General features: G+C 66.1%; 17 protein-coding genes. 10 read left to right on the top strand and 7 right to left on the bottom strand.

Annotated elements, in window-relative coordinates:
- Positions 1–90 precede the first annotated feature (90 nt).
- Positions 91–1,473 (top strand): MFS transporter, encoded by a 1,383-nt coding sequence (locus FCU40_RS00240; protein WP_342672519.1) that lies wholly within the window; start codon positions 91–93, stop codon positions 1,471–1,473.
- Between the two features lie 12 nt (positions 1,474–1,485).
- Here the strand turns inward: FCU40_RS00240 and FCU40_RS00235 are convergent, their stop codons facing one another.
- Positions 1,486–2,130 (bottom strand): TetR/AcrR family transcriptional regulator, encoded by a 645-nt coding sequence (locus tag FCU40_RS00235; RefSeq protein WP_004615548.1) that lies wholly within the window; start codon positions 2,128–2,130, stop codon positions 1,486–1,488.
- Positions 2,131–2,253: 123 nt separating this feature from the next.
- Positions 2,254–3,600: an amidase family protein gene (locus FCU40_RS00230; RefSeq protein WP_168072078.1), complete on the bottom strand. Its 1,347-nt coding sequence runs from the start codon at positions 3,598–3,600 to the stop codon at positions 2,254–2,256.
- A gap of 263 nt (positions 3,601–3,863) precedes the next feature.
- Here FCU40_RS00230 and FCU40_RS00225 point away from each other — a divergent pair, with 263 nt between their 5' ends.
- The 3 genes from FCU40_RS00225 (at position 3,864) to FCU40_RS00215 (ending at position 7,813) form a co-directional block, all read left to right on the top strand.
- Complete coding sequence (locus FCU40_RS00225; protein WP_168072076.1) at positions 3,864–6,086, top strand: TonB-dependent receptor; 2,223 nt, start codon at positions 3,864–3,866, stop codon at positions 6,084–6,086.
- A 117-nt stretch (positions 6,087–6,203) separates the two neighbouring features.
- Positions 6,204–6,932: an SDR family oxidoreductase gene (locus tag FCU40_RS00220; RefSeq protein ID WP_168072074.1), complete on the top strand. Its 729-nt coding sequence runs from the start codon at positions 6,204–6,206 to the stop codon at positions 6,930–6,932.
- Between the two features lie 38 nt (positions 6,933–6,970).
- Complete coding sequence (locus tag FCU40_RS00215) at positions 6,971–7,813, top strand: fumarylacetoacetate hydrolase family protein (RefSeq protein ID WP_168072072.1); 843 nt, start codon at positions 6,971–6,973, stop codon at positions 7,811–7,813.
- A 15-nt stretch (positions 7,814–7,828) separates the two neighbouring features.
- On the opposite strand, the gene lldD is transcribed toward FCU40_RS00215, so the two are convergent.
- Positions 7,829–8,986, bottom strand: a complete 1,158-nt coding sequence (gene lldD, locus FCU40_RS00210; RefSeq protein WP_168072070.1) for an FMN-dependent L-lactate dehydrogenase LldD — start codon at positions 8,984–8,986, stop codon at positions 7,829–7,831.
- A gap of 92 nt (positions 8,987–9,078) precedes the next feature.
- On the bottom strand, positions 9,079–9,975 hold the full coding sequence (locus FCU40_RS00205; RefSeq protein WP_168072068.1) for a LysR family transcriptional regulator: 897 nt from the start codon (positions 9,973–9,975) through the stop codon (positions 9,079–9,081).
- 79 nt (positions 9,976–10,054) lie between these two features.
- On the opposite strand from FCU40_RS00205, the gene FCU40_RS00200 reads away from it, so the two are divergent.
- Entirely contained in the window at positions 10,055–11,173 is a 1,119-nt protein-coding gene (locus FCU40_RS00200) for an FUSC family protein (RefSeq protein WP_168072067.1), read from the top strand.
- 41 nt (positions 11,174–11,214) lie between these two features.
- Here the strand turns inward: FCU40_RS00200 and FCU40_RS00195 are convergent, their stop codons facing one another.
- Entirely contained in the window at positions 11,215–12,483 is a 1,269-nt protein-coding gene (locus FCU40_RS00195) for an arsenic transporter (protein WP_168072065.1), read from the bottom strand.
- A 133-nt stretch (positions 12,484–12,616) separates the two neighbouring features.
- The gene (locus tag FCU40_RS00190; protein ID WP_168072063.1) at positions 12,617–13,225 is read right to left on the bottom strand and encodes an NAD(P)H-dependent oxidoreductase; all 609 of its coding nucleotides are present in this window, start codon (positions 13,223–13,225) and stop codon (positions 12,617–12,619) included.
- A gap of 310 nt (positions 13,226–13,535) precedes the next feature.
- Between FCU40_RS00190 and adhP the strand changes: the two genes are divergently transcribed.
- Positions 13,536–14,573 (top strand): alcohol dehydrogenase AdhP, encoded by a 1,038-nt coding sequence (adhP, locus tag FCU40_RS00185; protein WP_168072061.1) that lies wholly within the window; start codon positions 13,536–13,538, stop codon positions 14,571–14,573.
- A gap of 79 nt (positions 14,574–14,652) precedes the next feature.
- Positions 14,653–15,453 (top strand): universal stress protein, encoded by an 801-nt coding sequence (locus tag FCU40_RS00180; protein WP_168072059.1) that lies wholly within the window; start codon positions 14,653–14,655, stop codon positions 15,451–15,453.
- Positions 15,454–15,515: 62 nt separating this feature from the next.
- Here the strand turns inward: FCU40_RS00180 and FCU40_RS00175 are convergent, their stop codons facing one another.
- Positions 15,516–16,379 carry an MBL fold metallo-hydrolase gene (locus tag FCU40_RS00175; RefSeq protein WP_168072057.1) on the bottom strand — a complete coding sequence of 288 codons (864 nt, stop codon included), beginning with the start codon at positions 16,377–16,379 and terminating at the stop codon, positions 15,516–15,518.
- A gap of 75 nt (positions 16,380–16,454) precedes the next feature.
- Between FCU40_RS00175 and FCU40_RS00170 the strand changes: the two genes are divergently transcribed.
- The 3 genes from FCU40_RS00170 to FCU40_RS00160 are packed head-to-tail and all read left to right on the top strand — an operon-like array spanning position 16,455 to position 18,097.
- A complete protein-coding gene (locus FCU40_RS00170) occupies positions 16,455–16,814 on the top strand; it encodes a metalloregulator ArsR/SmtB family transcription factor (RefSeq protein WP_168072055.1) in 360 nt (119 codons plus the stop codon).
- Positions 16,783–17,316: a rhodanese family protein gene (locus FCU40_RS00165; protein WP_168072053.1), complete on the top strand. Its 534-nt coding sequence runs from the start codon at positions 16,783–16,785 to the stop codon at positions 17,314–17,316. The genes FCU40_RS00170 and FCU40_RS00165 overlap by 32 nt, the downstream gene beginning before the upstream one ends.
- Before the next feature lie 4 nt (positions 17,317–17,320).
- Positions 17,321–18,097 (top strand): sulfite exporter TauE/SafE family protein, encoded by a 777-nt coding sequence (locus FCU40_RS00160; RefSeq protein ID WP_168072051.1) that lies wholly within the window; start codon positions 17,321–17,323, stop codon positions 18,095–18,097.
- Positions 18,098–18,131 lie beyond the last annotated feature (34 nt).

The raw sequence follows: 18,131 nt of genomic DNA, 5'->3' as shown, positions 1-18,131 counted from the left end.
CTGAAAATTCGCGCCCCGCTTATCCCTTCTGGACAATGGCTTTTTAGTGTGCCGATGTAAGCGGCGATAATTTTTCGACGGGGAGGTCGAATGTTTCGTTCCAGACTTGGCTCGGGTCAATCCCTCTCCGCCTTGCAGCGTGTGGTCTATGGAATGCCCTCCATGCCCCACGCCTTTATCGCCCTGCCGCTCTACATGCTGCTGCCGGCCTACTACGCGGGCCACACCCATATCACCCTGGCGCAGATCGGCGCCGTCGCCGCGCTGGGGCGGGTGTTCGACGCGGTTTCCGATCCGATCATCGGTTTCCTCTCCGACCGCACCCGCGCGGTGTTCGGTACGCGCAAGCCATGGGCCGTCGGGTCGATGATCTTTTGCGCCCTGTCGGCGACGCGCCTGTTCCAGCCCCCGGCGAACGCCGATGTCGGCTATTTCGCGCTATGGTCGGCGCTTCTCTATGTCGGCTTCACCATGTTCGAGGTGCCGAATTCCGCCTGGGGCGCGGAGCTGAGCCGTGACTATGTCGAGCGTTCGCGCATCGGCGCGGCGAAGGCCATCTTCAACATCGCCGGCAGTCTGGCGTCCTATCTTTTGCCCATCGGCCTCTATTTCTACACCAAGAGCACGGCGATCAGCGGAACCTCGTTCGCGGTTCTCTCCATCGCCTATGTGATCGCGTTTCCGCTCTTCATGCTTCTGTCCTTGATCATCGTCCCGAACGGTCCGGTGGTGGAGAACAGGCGGGTCGCGCTGGGGGCGGTTCTGTCGAGCCTGCGGCGCTCGGCCGTGCTGCAACGCTTCTACGGAATAACCGCGCTCTGGGGCCTGGGCGAGGGCTTCTTCATGTCGACCACCTTCATCTTCATGACCGACTTCATGGGGCTGAAGGAGCAGTTCCCCTTCATCATGGTGGCGCTGTTCGTCGCCGAGATGGTGTTCCTGCAGGTCTGGACGCCGATCCTCAAGAAGATCGACCGGCACAGGGCGTGGGCCTTCTGCGTCGCGGCGATCGTCTGCCTCTCGCCGATCGTTCTACTGCTGCCCAAGGGGGCGGCGGGTTTTCCCTTCTTCATCGGGCTCGTGTGCGTGCGGTCGTTCTTCGGCGCCCCGACCAACTTCCTGCCGGGCGCGGTGCTGGGTGACGTCATCGACCACGACGCCCTGAGGACCGGCTCGTCCAAGGCGGGGAACTTCTTCGCCATTCAGATGCTGGTCATCAAGGTGATGATGGCGCTGGGCGGCGCCTGCGCCTTCCTCATTATGGACAAGGCCGGCTACAAGGTCGGCCATCCGAACGGCGAGGTCGCTAATCTTGGCCTGCTCGCGGCCTATATCGGGGCTCCGCTGATCTTTCATCTATCCATGGCCTGCCTGGCCTGGAACTTCCCGATCACGAGCCGCAAGCATGGAATCATCCAGCGTCGCCTGGAGGCGCGAGCGCGACGTCTGGAGGCCAAGGCCGCGACCGAATGAGGGAGGCGCCTCTCAGCCCATATCCTTGATGAAGGTGCGGGTCAGCGCCTCGACATAGCGGATCAGATCCTTCCGCGTGCCGGACGGGTTCGAGATCATGTCCGTCGAGATGGCCACCGCCACCCCGTATATGAACGAGAAGAAGGCGTAGGTCCGCTTGCAGTGCTCATGCGACCAGGCGATGTCGTCGGCGCGGAAGAAGTCCTCGCCATAGACGATTTGCGTCAGGGTCGCGAGCGAGCGGTCCGCCAGCTCCACATATTTCGGGTTCTGCTTCGGATTTTTCGAATAGCCGAACATGATCCGGAAAAGCTGAGGCTTTTCGAGGCCTAGCTCGACGGTCTTGACCGCGCACTGGACCATCGCCTCCTCGCGGGGAAGGCCGCGCTTGAGGAGGCGGCGCATCATGCGGATGCGCTCCTCGAAGCCTTTCGCGGCGATCTCCAGAAGCAGGAATTCGAGGCTCGGATAGTGATTGTAGAAGTTGGCGGAGGTGACGCCTACTTCGCGGCAGAGGCGCCGGGCGGTGATGTCCTCGACGGTTTCGGTCGCCAGGATGCGCTCGGCCGCCTCCATCATGCGCAGCGGAACGTTCCCCTTGTGATAGGGGGCGTTGGCGCTGGCCGGCTCGGCGCCGGTGGGTAGAGAGGCGGTCATCGCGGCTTCATGGCTCCTTCGTCCGTGGCCGGTTCAGGCCGGCGCAACTACAACGCCCGCCTTGGTACACTTCGCGCCCGACTTGATAAATGCTGGGGTGGGCGGTGTCTTTCGATCGCCGTTTCAAAGGGATGGAAACGTCCATGGCGCGTCCAGTTCCGCCAGGCGAGCCAGCCTGAGCAGGATATCGTCGCGGTGACGGCGCGCGGTGATCTGAAGTCCGACGGGCAGGCCATCCGAGGTCAGGCCCGCCGGAATCGAGATCGAGGGGTTCCAGCAGGCGTTGGCCAACATGCCGAACGGTTCCGCGCCGGTGTAGGTCGCGTCGCGCCCGTCGATCACCGAGGGGATGGGATCGTCGGCGCCATAGGGGGCGCACGACGTGGCGGGCGACAGGAGAAGGTCGACCTCGGAGAAGAGATCGGCCACCTGCCGTTCAAGAAGATGGACGTTCTCCCAAGATTTCTTGACGTCGACCTCGCCGCGGTGCTCTCGGAACTTGGAGAGCAGTCGTTGGACCGGGGCGGAGAGCATGTCGAACCCGTCCGGCAAGATGCCGTCGCGGGTGAAGTCCTCCTCCAGCGTCGAGCCAAAGATGGCTCCGAAGTCGCGGTAGATGTTCACCGGACGGAAATCGACCTGGGTCTCCGCCAAGCGCGCGGCGCGCATCAGTCGTTGAGCGGCCTCGCGCGCGATCGCGACGACTTCCGGCTCGACCGGGGCGTAGCCATGGTCGGGCGTCCAGAAGGAGCGCAGGCCCGACACGTCCAGCGTCTCGATCGCGTCCTCGAAACGGCCGGGGTGGGCGGGCAGCGACTGGCGGTCGCCGTCATGCGGGCCGCTGGCCACATCCAGGTGACGGGCCGCGTCGGCGGCGGTTCGGGCGAGGGCGCCATGCACCGACCAGTTGGAGAAGCCGTTCATCTTGGGAATTCGGCCGTGGCTGGGCTTCAGGCCGACGAGACCGGTGAAGGCCGCCGGTTCGCGGATCGAGCCGCCGGCGTCGGTTCCGGTGGCCAGGGGCGTCATGCCGGCGGCGACGGCCGCCGAGGAGCCGCCGCTGGACCCCCCGGGCGTCTTGTCGAGGTTCCACGGATTTCGCGTCACGCCATAAAGCCGCGAGGTGGTCGCCGAATCCATGCCGAATTCCGAGGCGGCGGTGATGCCCACGATCACGGCTCCCGCGGCGCGCAACCGCGCGACATGGCGCGAGTCGGCCTTTTCCGGCGGATTGTCCTTCAGGAACCAGCTGCCTTGGGTGATGGGGAAGCCTTTGCACGCTTCCATGTCCTTCACGCCCAGTGGCACGCCCGCCAGCGGGCCAGGATCCTCGCCAGCCGCCACCGCTTGGTCGATTTCGTGGGCGCGGGCGAGGGCGCCTTCCGCGTCGACGCGGATGAAGGCGTTGATCGCCCCGTTGTGCTTTTCGATCGCGTCGAGCGCCTCCTTGATCCGATCCGTCGCCTTCAAGGCGCCTTTTCGAACCTGTTCCGCCGTTTCCACCGCCGTTCGCATAACGCTCATCCACAGAAGGTTGTCGGGTCTGACCTGTCGGTAGCCGCGGCGCCGATCTTATAGGCGCCAGGGTGTCGCCGGAACAAGCCAGTATGAGCAGTGTTGACATTGTCTTCAGCTCGTCACAACACTCAAAAAGTAAGCGGTGATCATATTAACGGCGTCGCTCAAAGGTCGGAGCGACCATTCCGGGAGGGAACATGAGGGGGTCTTGCCAGATGAAGGTTCTACTTCTCGCGGGCGTTGCGTGCTCGGTCATGGCTGCAAGCGCGGCGCGGGCCGAAGCCCCGGCCGATAAGAGCGACAAGGTCGACACCGTGCAAACGGTGGTCGTCACCGCGCGTCGCCGGGCCGAGGCGTTGCAGGAGGTTCCCGCGACCGTGACGGCCATCAGCGGGGCCGATCTGCGCGAGCGGGGCGTTACCAACATCCGGGACATCGTCGGCCTTGTCCCCAACGCGGTGATCCAGGACTCGCCTAACAACCTGAACACCTTCATCAACATCCGCGGGATGCAGCAGGTGAACACCCAGGCCGAACCGAATGTCGGCCTCTATCGCAACGGCCTGTACGCCGGCGGCGAGCGGGAGAACCTCGGCGCTCAGGTCGATATCGAACGGGTCGAGGTGCTGCGCGGGCCGCAGGGCGGCTACTACGGGCGCAGCTCGGTCGGCGGCACCGTCGACGTGATCGACGCCATGCCCAAGCACGACTTCGGCGGCTATGTGAAGGCGTCTTACGGCAGCTATCATCAGGCCGACATCGAGGGCGCGGTCAATGTGCCGGTCAATGACGTGGTCGCCCTTCGCTTCGCCGGGTGGAGCTTCAAGCAGACCCAAGCCGAAATGAAGAACGCGACGCTGAACCAGTATATCGGCGCCTTCAGCGACCGGGGCCTGCGCGCCAGCGCCTCCATTCAGCCCAACGATCGGCTGGATGTGCAGCTCCTCGCGGAATACGAGGCCTATCGCGGGCCTGCCCTGAGTTCCTACGCGCCGGGCGGCATTCACGGCAACGGCCTGACCTTCCAGCCGACGCCGAAGGAAACCTACGAGACGGTCTATCGCGACACGCCATCCGTCTCGTCGAAGACCAACGCCTATATGTTCGAGAAGATGACGTACCACACCGACCTCGGCGACCTGTCGGTGAACGCGAGCTATCGCCAATACGGCTTCCACTCGCTCTACGACCTCGACCAGACGCCGCTGGGGCCGCCCTACAACATCGCCGCGACGTCCGGCGAGCACGATGTGGTGCATGACACCTTCGTGGAGGGCCTGTTCTCGTCCAAGCAGGACCAGCCCTTCACCTGGATGGTCGGCGCTTCGTATTTCAAGGAAGACTACGCCTACTCGGTCGCGGGCCGTTACACGCTGAACGTCGACGCCGTGACTGGAATGCCCTTGGGTCTCGGCGTTCAGACCGTTCCCGTCGGAAGCCCCAGCCCCGGCACCAGCATCAACACCCGATCCTCATCGGTGTTCGCCACCGCCGCCTACGCCTTTGACGACCACTGGTCTCTCAGCGGCGGCCTGAGGTTCAATCATGACAGGAAGGCCCTGGTCTTCCGCTCGGGCATTCAGCCGATCGCCAATCCGACGCTCGCCTATGTGGCGGGCGCGGCCTTCGGCGCGACGTTCCCGACCTACAACCTCGACATCAGCAAGTCGTTCGACTTCACCGCGCCGTCGGTGACGCTGAAGTACGCGGTCAACACCGACCTGAACTTCTACGTGACCTATTCGACGGGCTTCCGTCCGGGCGCCTTCAATCTCACCCCGACCTCGGCGTCCACCGTGCCTTACGACGAGGAGCGGGCCCAGAACTACGAGGCTGGCGTCAAGGCCGTCCTGTTCGGCGGTAAGGCCTCGATCGACGCGGCCGTCTTCTACATGCCGCAGGACAACGTGCTGATCACCCAGTCCACGGCTCTGGCTCAATCCTACTACGCCAATGTGGGGACGAGCCGCACCAAGGGCGTCGAGGTCGAGTTCCTGTTCAAGCCGGTCTCGTGGTTCAGCGGCGGGATCAGCGTTGGCGTTCTTGATCCGCGCTTCGACAAGGCGGTGGTCAACGCGGGCAAGCCGAACGCCTTTACGCTGGACGGCAAGCTGCTGCCTTATACCCGGAAGGGGACGTTCAACGCGGTGTTCAACATCGATCGCCCCGTTACCGACGCCGTCCATTTCGTGGCCTCGGGCTCGGCGCGCATCGAATGGGGCGGCAAGCTGGGCGACTATGTCGGCGTGCTTCAGAGCTACAAGCAGTTCAACAAGATCGACCTGCAAGCCGGCGCGCTGGTCCACGATAATCTGCGGGTCACGGTCGGGGTGAAGAACCTGTTCGACCAGCACGTGCCGCAGTTCCTGTTCTACAACGGCGCCCAGACGGTGACCGAGGGGCGCACCTTCAGCTTCGACATCTCGCGCAAGTTCTGAGCTTAGACCGTCGCGGCGGCCGGCGCGCGCTGGCCCGGCGGAAGGCGGACGCCTGGCAGCCCCCAGTGCGTCCGCCGGCATGTCCGGCCGGCCGCGGGTTCCAGAGGACCTTTCCCCATGAAAAGACTGACCGCCAAGCGCGCCCTGGTCACGGCCTCGGGTCAGGGCATCGGTAGGGCCATCGCCGAACGCTTCGCGGCCGAGGGCGCCGAGGTCATCGCCACCGACATCAATCCGGCGCCGCTCGACGCGCTGAGCGGCGTGACGACCCGGGTGCTGGACGCGACCGACGCGGCCGCCGTCCGCGCCGCCGCCGCGGAAATCGGCGCCGTCGACATCCTCGTTAACGCGGTCGGCTATGTGCACTCCGGGTCGATCCTGGAGTGTGACGAGAAGGGTTGGTCCGACTCTTTCAGGATCAACGTCGACACCATGTATCAAACGTGCCGGGCGTTCCTGCCAGGAATGCTTGAGCGCGGCCGTGGCGTCATTCTCAACATCTCCTCCGTCGCCAGCTCCCTGAAGGGAGTTCCCAACCGCTTCGCCTACAGCGCCAGCAAGGGGGCGGTCCTTGGCCTGACGAACGCCATCGCGGCCGATTTCGTGGGGCAGGGGATCCGGTGCAACGCCATCTGCCCGGGCACCGTGGAGTCCCCCTCGTTGCTGGAGCGCTTGAAGGCGACGGGCGATTTCGAGGGCGCGCTCGCGGCCTTCCGGGCTCGTCAGCCGATGGGGCGCCTTGGCCAGCCCGAGGAAATCGCCGCCCTGGCCGCCTACCTCGTCAGCGATGAGGCCGCCTTCACCACGGGCCAGGCCCTGGTCATCGACGGCGGTTGGTCGATGTAGACCGGGCTCGTCCCCGTCTCTTGAAAGGAATCCCGGACGTGAAATTCATCCGCTTTGGAGAGCCCGGCGCCGAGAAGCCCGGCGTGATCGACGCCGACGGCGCCATCAGGGATCTGTGGGGTCTTGTCGCCGATATCGACGGCGCGACCCTTTCCAGAGGCGCGGATCTGGGTCTTGGATCGCTGGACCTCTCCGCCCTGCCGGTGGTTGATCCGGCGACGCGGATCGGTCCGTGCGTGGGCGGGGTAGGCAAGTTCGTCTGCATCGGCCTCAACTATTCGGATCACGCCGCCGAAACCGGCGCCGCCGTCCCGCCGGAACCTGTCGTATTTCTCAAGGCGACCAGCGCCATCTGCGGGCCCAACGACGCCATCGAGCGTCCCCGCGACTCGACCCGACTGGACTGGGAGGTCGAGCTTGGCCTCGTCATCGGCAAGAAGGCGAAATACGTTTCCGAAGCCGAGGCGATGGATCACCTGTTCGGCTATTGCGTGATCAACGACGTGTCGGAACGCGCGTTCCAGATGGATCGGCACGGCACGTGGGACAAGGGCAAGGGATGCGACACCTTCGGCCCCATCGGTCCCTGGCTTGTCACGCGCGACGAGATCGCCGATCCGTGCGCGCTGTCGATGTGGCTGGAGGTGAACGGCCGCCGTTTCCAGAACGGATCCACCGCCACGATGATCTACAAGCCCGCCTTCCTGATCGCCTATGTTTCGCGCTTCATGACTCTGATGCCGGGTGACATCATCTCGACCGGCACGCCGCCGGGCGTCGGCATGGGGCAAAAGCCGCCCTTCTGGCTCCAGCCCGGCGACGTGGTCGAGCTGGGCATAGAAGGCCTGGGGCGGCAGAAGCAGACGGTTGTACAGGGCTAGCCTTGGGCGCGAACCTTAGCGGGCCGCCATCTCCTTCTCCGCCGCCACGAGCAACTCGCGTGAGATGTCGGCGACCGTTCGCGCGCCGGTCAGGATCATGGTGACGCGCAGGTCGGCCGCCAGGAGGTCGAGCAGGCGCTCCACGCCGCGCTGACCATCCGCCGCGAGCGCATAGGCATAGGCGCGGCCTAGCAGGACGCCCTGGGCCCCGAGGGCCAGCATCCGCGCGACATCTAGGCCCGATCGAACGCCGGAGTCCGCGAGGATCGTAAGGTCGCCGCCCACCGCGTCGGCCACCCTTGGAAGCGCTCGCGCGGTGGGGATCGCGCCGTCGAGCTGGCGTCCGCCATGGTTGGAGACAACGATCCCGTCGGCGCCCATGCGCACGGCGTCGCGCGCATCCTCCGGATCGAGAATGCCCTTGAGGATCAGCTTGCCCTTCCAGCTGTCGCGAATCCACTCGAGGTCGGTCCAAGTGATCGACGGATCGAAGTTCCGGGCCAGGAACCCCGTATAGTCCTTCATCCCCATCCTGCGCCCGACATAGGCCTCGATGTTGCCGAACGACAGGGGACGACCCAGCAGGCCGACATCGACCGCCCATTCCGGATGGGTGAAGGCCTGCAGATATTGGCGTAGCGTGGCGGCGGGCCCCGCCATGCCCGAGCGCCGGTCGCGATAGCGAGAGCCCGGGGCGGGCATATCGACCGTGAAGACCAGGGTCTTCATGCCCGCGGCCCAGGCGCGTTCCAAGGCGTTGGTCATAAAGCCGCGATCCTTCAGCACATAGAGCTGGAACCAGAGCTGATCTCCGCCGGCGCGCGCGACCTCCTCGATCGAGCAGACGGAAACGGTCGACAGCACATAGGGAACGCCCTTGATCGCCGCCGCCCGCGCGACCTGGGTCTCGCCCCGGCGAGCGTACATGCCCGTGGCCCCGACGGGGCCGAACGCGATGGGCAGCGTCCAGCGATCGCCGAGGATCTCCGCGCCGAGGCTGGGCTCGCCGACGCCGCCGAGCACGCGCTGCCGCAAGGCGACCTCCCGCAGCGCTGTCACATTGGCGTTCATCGTGCTTTCGGTGACCGCGCCGCCGTCGATGTAATCGAACAGGAACCGGGGGAGGCGACGCCGAGCGGCTTCCCGATAGTCGGTGGGCGCGGAAATGATCATTGGCGGTTTCCCTGGCTCAGGCGCCGATAGCCGTGTTCTCGTCTCGATACTCGGGGTGTTTCAATGCGAAAAATGAGATGTTTGAATAGTTTTTAGTCGAAATTCGAATTTGGCGCGGAAGAGGCGGCCACAAGGTCCAGCCACGCCCTCGCGGCGTGGGAAAGATAGGCGCCGCGACGCCAGATCATGGTCAGCCGCCATTCGGTCTCGGCTTCGGCCAGGATGGGCGTCCCAAGGCCCGCGCGCAGAACGGGCTCGGCCAGCATGCGTGGCACGAAGGCGACACCCAGGCCTTCGGCGGCGAGTTCGAGCAGGAAATCGACCTGGCTGCTGCGGGCCGCGACCTCGGGCTCGAACCCATGTCGACCGCAGGCGGCCAGGATCAGCCGATTGATGCCGAAGCCCTCGCTGAACAGCAGAAAGGGAATGTCACGCAAGGCGTTGATATCGACGGCGCCAGCGCGCGCTAGCGGGTTGTCGGCGCGCAGCACCGCGACCAGGGGCTCTCGCCGGACGTCCTGCCAGTCGAGGTCGTCGAAACCGGGCATCAGGCTGGCGGCCAATTCCAGATCGCCGGAACGGACGAGGTTGGTCAACTCGTCGCCGCCATGCTCGGTCAGCTTGATTTCCAGGCCAGGATATAGCGCGCGAAAACGCGCGACGAGCGGACCGAAGATGCTGCTGCTGGCGACGGGCGGCAGGCCGAGGCGCAGGGTCCCGCGCTTCAGCCCGCGCACCTCGTCGATTTCGGCCAGCAGGTCGGCGCGATCCGCCAGAAGCTTCACCGCCCGGGGGTAGACGACCTCGCCAAGCGGCGTCGGCCGCGTTCTGTGACCGATGCGGTCGAGCAGTGGCGCGCCTATCTCGTCCTCCAGCTGCTTCACCGCCTTGCTGACAGTGGACTGGGTCGCGAAGACCACCTTGGCCGCGTGGGAAAAGCCTTGCTGGCGAACGACCTCGACAAAGGCGCGGAGCGTGCGGAACTCCATGTTCTATTCCCATTTCGAATGAGTGCTAGGAATATAGATCGTTTTCTTCTCGCCGCGCATCCGAATAGAGCCGTCGGGGATGCTCAACCTCAGCCCAACAAGCCGAACGGACAGGCCCAGCGCGAATGGCGCGCGACGTCGCCGCGCCCTCTCGCGCTACGTGGCGCGACAGGCCGGAAAAAAGGGCTACAGCTTCGAACCCGGCGCGCTGGCGGGGCCAGAGGGGCTGATAGGCGGGGCCGCGGTGGCGCTGCTGGTCGCCGTCGCGCTTGTCTTGCGTCGCCCGGATTTCGCGTGGGCGCCCTACGCGGCCTTCTGGACTTGCCTGGCGGACCCGGGCGGGGGGATGACGCGACGACTGCGGGTGATGACGGCCTTCATCGTCTGCGGCGGGCTCGTCGCGGGTCTGGTGTCGGCTTTCGCCGCCCCGTCTGGCTTGGCGAGCGGAGCGCTCCTTTCCGCGCTGGTCGGCTTACTGATCTATGTCGGGCTCTCGTCGTCGGGCATGGGCGGCGTCGGGGTCCTGGTGGGCGTCGTCGCCGTGGTCGCGGCGGAGCAGCCGGTCGGGGCGGCGGACGCGGTGATGGGCGCGCTGGTCTTTTTCCTGGGCGGCGCGCTGACCATGATCTTGTGCTTGGCGACCGTGGCTTGCGTCCCGCCGACGCGGCGTTCGCCGCGCGAGGATCGAGCGCCGCCGGCGGATCCGCGAGCTCTAAGCCATGCCGTGCTGGCCGCCATCGCCGTGATGGCGACCTATACGGCGGTCCACGCGCTGTCGCTGGCCTATCCGCAGTGGGCGACCGTCGCGGCCGTCGTGGTCGTTCGGCCCGACGTGCACGCCTCGCGCCGTCGGACGATCGAGCGCGTGGCCGGCAGCCTTATCGGCGCCGCCGCGGCCGCGCCCCTGATCCTGGCCGTTAAGGAGTCTTGGGCGCTGGTTCCGCCGATCTTCCTGCTGGCGGCGGCGGCGATCACCCTGCGCAAGGTCAACTACACCCTGTTCGTCAGCTTCCTGACACCTCTGTTCATCGTCATTGGCGCGACCATGGTTCCGAGCCTGGCTCACCAGGCGGCCGCCTCGCGGGCCGAGGACAACATGATCGGGAGCGTCCTCGCCACGCTGGGCTGCGCGCTAGTCTGGGGCGGGTGGCGGCTCGTGGGCGCCAGAATGCCGCGACGCCTCAAGACGAGCGGATGATGCTGGGCGGGCGTTTGGGCGCAAGGCCGCGCCGGCTGCGTTCAGCCCGCCACTCCCAGCAGGAGGCGCGCGCCGATGGCCAACGCCAAGGCCGGCGGCATGACCAGCGCTCCGACCTTGAGGAAGCGCCAGAACGTCACGTCCTCGCCTTCACGGCGGATGGCCGTAAGCCACAGAATGGTCGCGAGCGAGCCGGTGATCGACAGGTTCGGGCCCAGATCCACCCCGATCAGCAATGCGTCGATCACCATGCGAGGCGGTTGAGCCTGGCTGATCGCGGTGCTGGCGATAAGGCCCGCCGGCAGGTTGTTCATCAGGTTGGACGCGAAGGCGAGCAGGCCGCCCCAGACGGCCGCGGTGATAGGCGCGGAGCTTTGGGATGCTCTCTTGAGCGTTTGGGCGAGGGCGCCGATCAGTCCGGTGTGCTCCAGGGCTTCGACCAAGACGAAAAGCCCGGCCACCAGCGGTAGGACGCTCCAGGAAACGCTCTTCAGGACCGGCCAGGGCGCGGCCTTGCGGGCGACCAGGATGGCGACGGTCGTCGCCGCGCCGAGCAGGGCCGTGGGCGCGCCCAAGGGCTTGTCGAGCGCCGAAACGATCACCAGGGCAAGCGCCGTGATGGCGATTCCGGCGAGAGCCAGTTTACCGCCGCCCGACAGCGGCGGCTGGTCGATATCGCGCTCGCAAACCGCGTCCAGGCGGCGGGCCTCGACCCGCCTCAAGACCAGATAGGTCGCCAGGATGGCCAGCAGGGACGGCAGAGTGAAGCTCGCGAGCCACCGCCCCAGGGGCGGCGTATGGTCGCCATAGAGCACGATGTTGGCGGGGTTGGAGATCGGTAGGACGAAACTGGCGGCGTTGGCCACGAAGGCGCAGATGAACAGGTAGGGCAGCGGGTCCACCTTGGCCTTGCGCGCGGCCGCGAACACCGCGGGCGTCAGAACGACCGCCGTCGCGTCGTTGGACAAGAACACCGTCACCACCACGCCCACGGCGTAGATCAGCAGGAACAGGCGTCGTGGCGAGCCCTTGGCGTGATTGACCGCATAGGCCGCCACCCAGTCGAACAGGCCTTCTCGGCGCGCGACCTCCGACAGAAGCATCATGCCGATCAGAAAGAGGTAGACGTCCAGCCCCTTGCCGACCGCCGCCAGCCCCGCCGTCAGGGGAAGCAGCCCGGTCGCGACCAGCAGGATCGCGCCGCCGGCGGCCCAGATCGCTTCGGGGAGTCTGAAGGGGCGGGCGATGACGGCCGCGGTCGCGATCGCCGATATCGTCCAGATCGCCAGGTTGGCGGTCGATGGCGCCATGATCAACTTCAATAGAGGGGTTAGGCGCGCATCGGCCCTCGACCGGTAAAGCACATCGGAACGCCGAGGGCCACGCCCCAAGGCTTAGGGGGCGTGGTGTCCATCTCTTCGCGTGGCGCCATCGGCCGCGGCCTTAGGTTTCCGGACCCGAGGTCAGTTCGAAGAGGTTGTTCAACCTGTCGCGGACCTGTCCGAGAATGTCCTCGCCCCATTCCTCCGTCATGTTCGAGACCACGTCGCCAAAATGCGCGTGGTCGAGCAGGCGAAGGCCACAGACCCCGCACAGATGCAGGTCGAACACCGCCATCAGGGCCTTCAGGGCGCCGGTGCTGTTGACCCAGCGTCCGGGCGCGCCGGAGGTCGAAAAGCTGGTCAAGCTAACGCCGTCCAGCAGCGCCTCCATGCGGCCATTGATCGAAGCGTAGCCGAAGCCCATGCCGAACACCCGATCGACATAGCCCTTCAATATCGCCGGCGGCGCGTTGAACCAGAAGGGATAGACGAAGATCAGGCTCTTGACGTCCTTCAGCAACGCCCGTTCGGCGAGGACGTCGGCGGCCGGGGTCGCGCCCTGGCCAGTCGGCATCTCCTCGGCCTTCAGGCGCGGATCGAAATCCATCGCGTAGAGATCGCGCAGCACCACTTCGTGGCCATGCGCGCTCAGGTGGTCCACGCACGCGCGGGCCATCGCCGCGCCGAAGCTGGTGGGTTTGGGGTGGGCCAGGATCACCGCGTGTTTCATGCTTACGCCTCCTCCCGGGATGGCTAGGTCAGAAGGTTCGCTGGGCGACGAACAAGACGCTGCTCGTGAAAGACGCCCTCTTGGTTAGACCGAAGGGCGGTGAACTGGAATGCGGGACAATACCTAGGTCCGCGCCCTCCACGGTGGAGGCTTGACGGGGAAAGGCAGTCAAACCTTACCGATCTAGAGAGGCCAAGCTTGGGTGCGCGCTGACCAGTCTACCGCCTTAAGTAGATGTCCCGAAGTAGATATCCCGAATATGCCGACCAGGCGACGCGCGTACCATGAGACGGGTTACTGGGAGGCCGTGATGCCAGTCTCGATGCAAGCCGCCGTTGTTCGCGCCTTTGGCCAACCGCTCGTTCTGGAGAGCCGGCCACGACCGGCGCCCGGTCCTGGTCAGGTCTTGGTGCGGATCGCCGCCTGCGGGGTCTGCCACACCGATCTGCACGCCGCGCACGGCGATTGGCCGATCAAGCCGGCGCCGCCCTTCGTGCCGGGCCACGAAGGCGTCGGCGTCGTCGTCGAGATCGGCGCGGGCGTCGAGCATCTCAAGCAAGGGGATCGCGTTGGCGTGCCTTGGCTGCATACGGCCTGTGGCCGTTGCGAGCACTGCCTGTCCGGCTGGGAAACCTTGTGCCAGGAGCAGAAGAACACCGGCTATTCGGTCGATGGCGGCTTCGCGGAATACGCCCTGGCCGACGCCAATTATGTCGGACATATCCCCGACAATCTATCGTTTCTGGAGGCCGCGCCGATCCTGTGCGCCGGCGTCACCGTCTACAAGGGCTTGAAGGTCTTGAACGCCCAGCCCGGCGACTGGGTGGCGATTTCGGGCGTGGGCGGTCTTGGACACCTGGCGGTGCAATACGCCCTGGCGATGGGCTTCAAGGTCGCGGCCGTGGACGTGGCCGAAGACAAGCTCGAGTTGGCCAAATCCCTGGGCGCGCGCGTGGTCGTCAACGCCGCCAAGGCCGATCCGGTCGAGACGCTCACCCGGGAAATCGGCGGCGCGCATGGCGTGCTGGTCACGGCGGTTTCGACGCGCGCCTTTGCCCAAGCCCTGGGGATGGTCCGACGTGGCGGGACAGTGTCGCTCAATGGGCTGCCGCCCGGCGATTTCCCGCTGTCGATCTTCGACACCGTTCTGCGCGGAATAACCGTCCGGGGCTCGATCGTCGGCACGCGCCTGGATCTTCAGGAGGCGCTGGCCTTCGCGGCGGACGGCAAGGTTCGGGCGCGGATCGAACGCTATGCCGGCCTGCAAGACATCAACGCCATCTTCGCGCGGATGCTGGACGGGCGGATCGAAGGCCGGGCCGTGCTGGACCTGGAGGCGGCGGAGTAGGGGCGTCCCGTCGTTCACGCGAGCCGGGCGCGGGCCCGAAAGCCGGACCCGCCGCCCTTCTTTGAGACGGAGCAAGACGATGAAGAACATTCTCCTGCTGGTCCACGAGGACAAGGGCCAGGAAGCGCGACTTCAGACCGCGCTCGATCTGGCCAGGGCGCTGAACGGCCATATTCGCTGCGCCGAGGTCACGCCATTGCCCGTCTATCCGGGCGACTTCGACGGATCGATGGCGGGCATGGTCGTCGCCGAGGACATCAAGACCGAGGCGTCTCTTCGCCGTCGGCTCGATGCCCGACTGGCGCATGAAGACGTCAGCTTCGATTGGACGGATGACCTGGGCGACATGGCCCTGTGTCTCGCCAACCAGTCGCGATTGACGGATCTGATCATCGTCAATTGCAAGAAGGACGCCTTCTTCGAGCAGGATCGTCGCGGCCTAGCCAGCGATCTGGTGATGTCGGCGCGCTGTCCGATCGTCGCTGTTCCGGACGCGGCCGTGGGTCTGAATGTTTCGGGGACAGCCATGATCGCCTGGGATGGATCCGAACCCGCCGCGGCGGCCCTGCGGGCGGCGATCCCGCTGCTGAAGCTTGCGCGCTCGGTTCATCTGGTCTCGGTGGGCCAAATCGTCGACGGTCCCTCGGCGCGGGCCGCGGCCGTCTATCTCTCGCGCCATGATATTCACGCCAAGGTCCACTTGCTGGACTCGGTGGCGCAAACGCCGGACGTTCTGCTGCTGCGCCAGGCCGAGATCGATCGCGCCGCCTACTGCGTGATGGGGGCCTATGGACAGGGTCGTCTGTACGAGACCGTGTTCGGCGGCGTGACGCGGCGCATGATCGAGGCGGCCAGGATTCCGCTGATCTTGAGCCGGTAAGCTCTTGGAAGGCCCAGGTCGCCTCTTTGAGCGGCCCGGGCCTTGCCGTGAAACGCGCGCGCTCAGGCGTCTAAGGGCGTGACGGGCAGTTTCAGGAACACGTGACCCGCCGGTGTCGGCGGCGGCAGGGCTCCGGCCCGGATGTTCACTTGTAGCGAAGGCAGGATCAGCGTCGGCGGCGCCAGGCTCGCGTCGCGGGCCGAGCGCAGAGCGACGAAGTCGTCCTCCGACACACCGTCGCGAACATGAATATTGCTGGCGCGCTCCTCGGCGACCGTGGTCTCCCAGCGATAATCCGACCGGCCTTCCGGCAGATAGTCATGGCCGACGAAGATCCGTGTTTCGGGTGGCAGCGTCAGCAGCTTGCGGATCGAGCGGTACAGGGTTCGCGCGTCGCCGCCGGGAAAGTCGGCGCGAGCGGTGCCATAGTCCGGCATGAAGATCGTGTCGCCCACGAAGGCCGCGTCGCCAATCAGATAGGTCAGGCAGGCCGGCGTATGGCCCGGCGTATGTAGAGCCGTGATCGTCAGCTCGCCCAGCGGCAAGGATTCACCGTCATGCATCAGCACGTCGAAGGCGGAGCCGTCCGGAGCGATATCGGCTTCGAACACCGGCGCGAAGACCTTCTGAACCTCGACGATCCGGGCGCCGATCACGATCTTCGCCCCCGTTCTCCCGCGAATATGGTGGGCGGCCGACAGATGGTCCGCGTGAGCATGGGTCTCGAGTACGTAGCGCGGGGTCAGGCCGCGAGCCGCGATGGCGGCGAGCAGGGCGTCCGCCGCGCGGGTCGAAAGCCCGCCTGCTCTTGGCTCGAAATCGAGCACCGGATCGATGATGGCCGCCGCGCCGGTGGCGGGATCGGCGACGATATAGCTGACCGTGAAGGTGGCGGGATCGAAAAACGCTTGAACGTCGGGTCGCATGGCCGGAGCCTCCGAAGGGGACGAGATCATAATATTAGATCTTGCTAAATTAGATCAAGCTAATATATTGCGGTCATGTTCGATCTTTCGCGTTTCGACGTCAGCCAGTTCGAGATCAGCGCCGCGCGGGCCGCCAAGCTCCTGCGCGCTCTGGCCAACGAGCGTCGGCTGATGATCCTGTGCCAACTCGTCGACGGCGAACGGTCCGTGGGGCAGATCCAGCCCCTCGTCGGCCTCTCGCAGTCGGCTCTGTCGCAGCACTTGGCGGTGCTGCGAGAGGAGGGGATCGTGGCCTCGCGCCGCGAAGCCACCAGCCTCTGGTACCGGATCGCCGATCCCGCCGCCTTGAAGGTGGTCGGCACGCTCGCGGAGATCTTTTGTCCTCCGACAGAGAGCGCCGCTCATGACCACGCCACTGAATCCCCTGAAGCCTGAAGAGGTCGCTCGGCGTCTGGCCGACGGGCGCGCCGTGCTGATCGACATCCGCGAGTCCGACGAGTTCGCGCGGCGGCGGATTGGCGGGGCGCTATCTCGGCCCCTGTCGACCCTGGACGGCAAGGGTCTTGGCCTATCCGACGCGCGCGAGGTGATCTTCACCTGCCGCTCGGGAATGCGCACCGGCTCGAACGGTCAGCGTCTGTCGGTCGCTTGCGGGCGGCCCGCCCACGTGCTGGAGGGCGGGCTCGATGCCTGGGATCAAGCCGGGCTGCCGGTCGTGGTCGATGTCAAAGCGCCGCTGGAGCTGATGCGTCAGGTGCAGATCGTCGCCGGATCGCTAGTCCTGGTCGGCGTCATCCTAGGTCTGATGGTTTCGCCGTGGTTCCTCGGCGTGGCCGGCTTCGTTGGGGCGGGTTTGACCTTTGCCGGCGTCACCGGATTTTGCGGCATGGCGCGGCTGTTGGCTCTGGCGCCCTGGAATCGTCCGGCGTCGGCGTGAGATCATGGATCCCAGCCTCATCGTGGCCGCCTTCAGCGGAGCCTTGGTCGCCTTGCTGCTGACCCTGTTTGGCGGCGGCGGGTCCGTGCTCGCCACGCCCTTATTGCTTTATGCTGTCGGGGTGAAAGACGCGCATGTGGCGATCGGAACCTCGGCGGCGGCCGTGGCGGCGAACGCCGTCGTGGGCCTGGCCGCCCAGGCCCGAGCGGGGCGGGTGAAATGGCCCTGCGCCCTGACCTTTGGCGCGCCGGGTCTGGTCGGTTCGCTCGTCGGCGCGCATCTGGCCAAGGCTATTTCTGGGAAGCACCTGCTGGTCGGCTTCGCCGTGGCCATGGCGGCGGTCGGCCTGTCGATGTTTCGCGCGCCCCGGTCCCTGGGCGATCCGGATGTCCGGATCGATCCGGGGCGGGCCTTGAAGCTGGTTCCGATCGGCGCGGCGACCGGCCTTGCGGCGGGCTTTTTCGGCATCGGCGGCGGGTTCCTGATCGCGCCGGGCCTGATGGCGGCGACGGGCATGACGCTGGCCAACGCGGCCGCCTCGTCCCTGGTGTCGGTGGCGCTGTTTGGCGCCGCGACCAGCGTCAGCTACGCGGTCTCGGGTTTCGTCAACGGACCCCTGTTCCTGGCCCTGATCGCGGGCGGCGGAGTCGGCGTGTTGGTCGGCGCGCGCCTCGCGCCCCGCCTGGCGTCGCGGGGCGTGCTGGCGCGTCGAATATTCGCCGTCATGATCGTCGCGACGGCGGGCTACGTCTTTTGGCGCGCGGTCTCCGGCCTGTCGTAAAAGGCTCTAAATCAAATGTTTAGAGCGTGAGATA

Source organism: Caulobacter sp. SSI4214 (assembly GCF_012184455.1).
Lineage (GTDB): Bacteria > Pseudomonadota > Alphaproteobacteria > Caulobacterales > Caulobacteraceae > Caulobacter > Caulobacter vibrioides_E.
The sequence above is the reverse complement of the archived record's forward strand: the minus strand, read 5'-3'. Positions and strand labels throughout refer to the sequence as shown.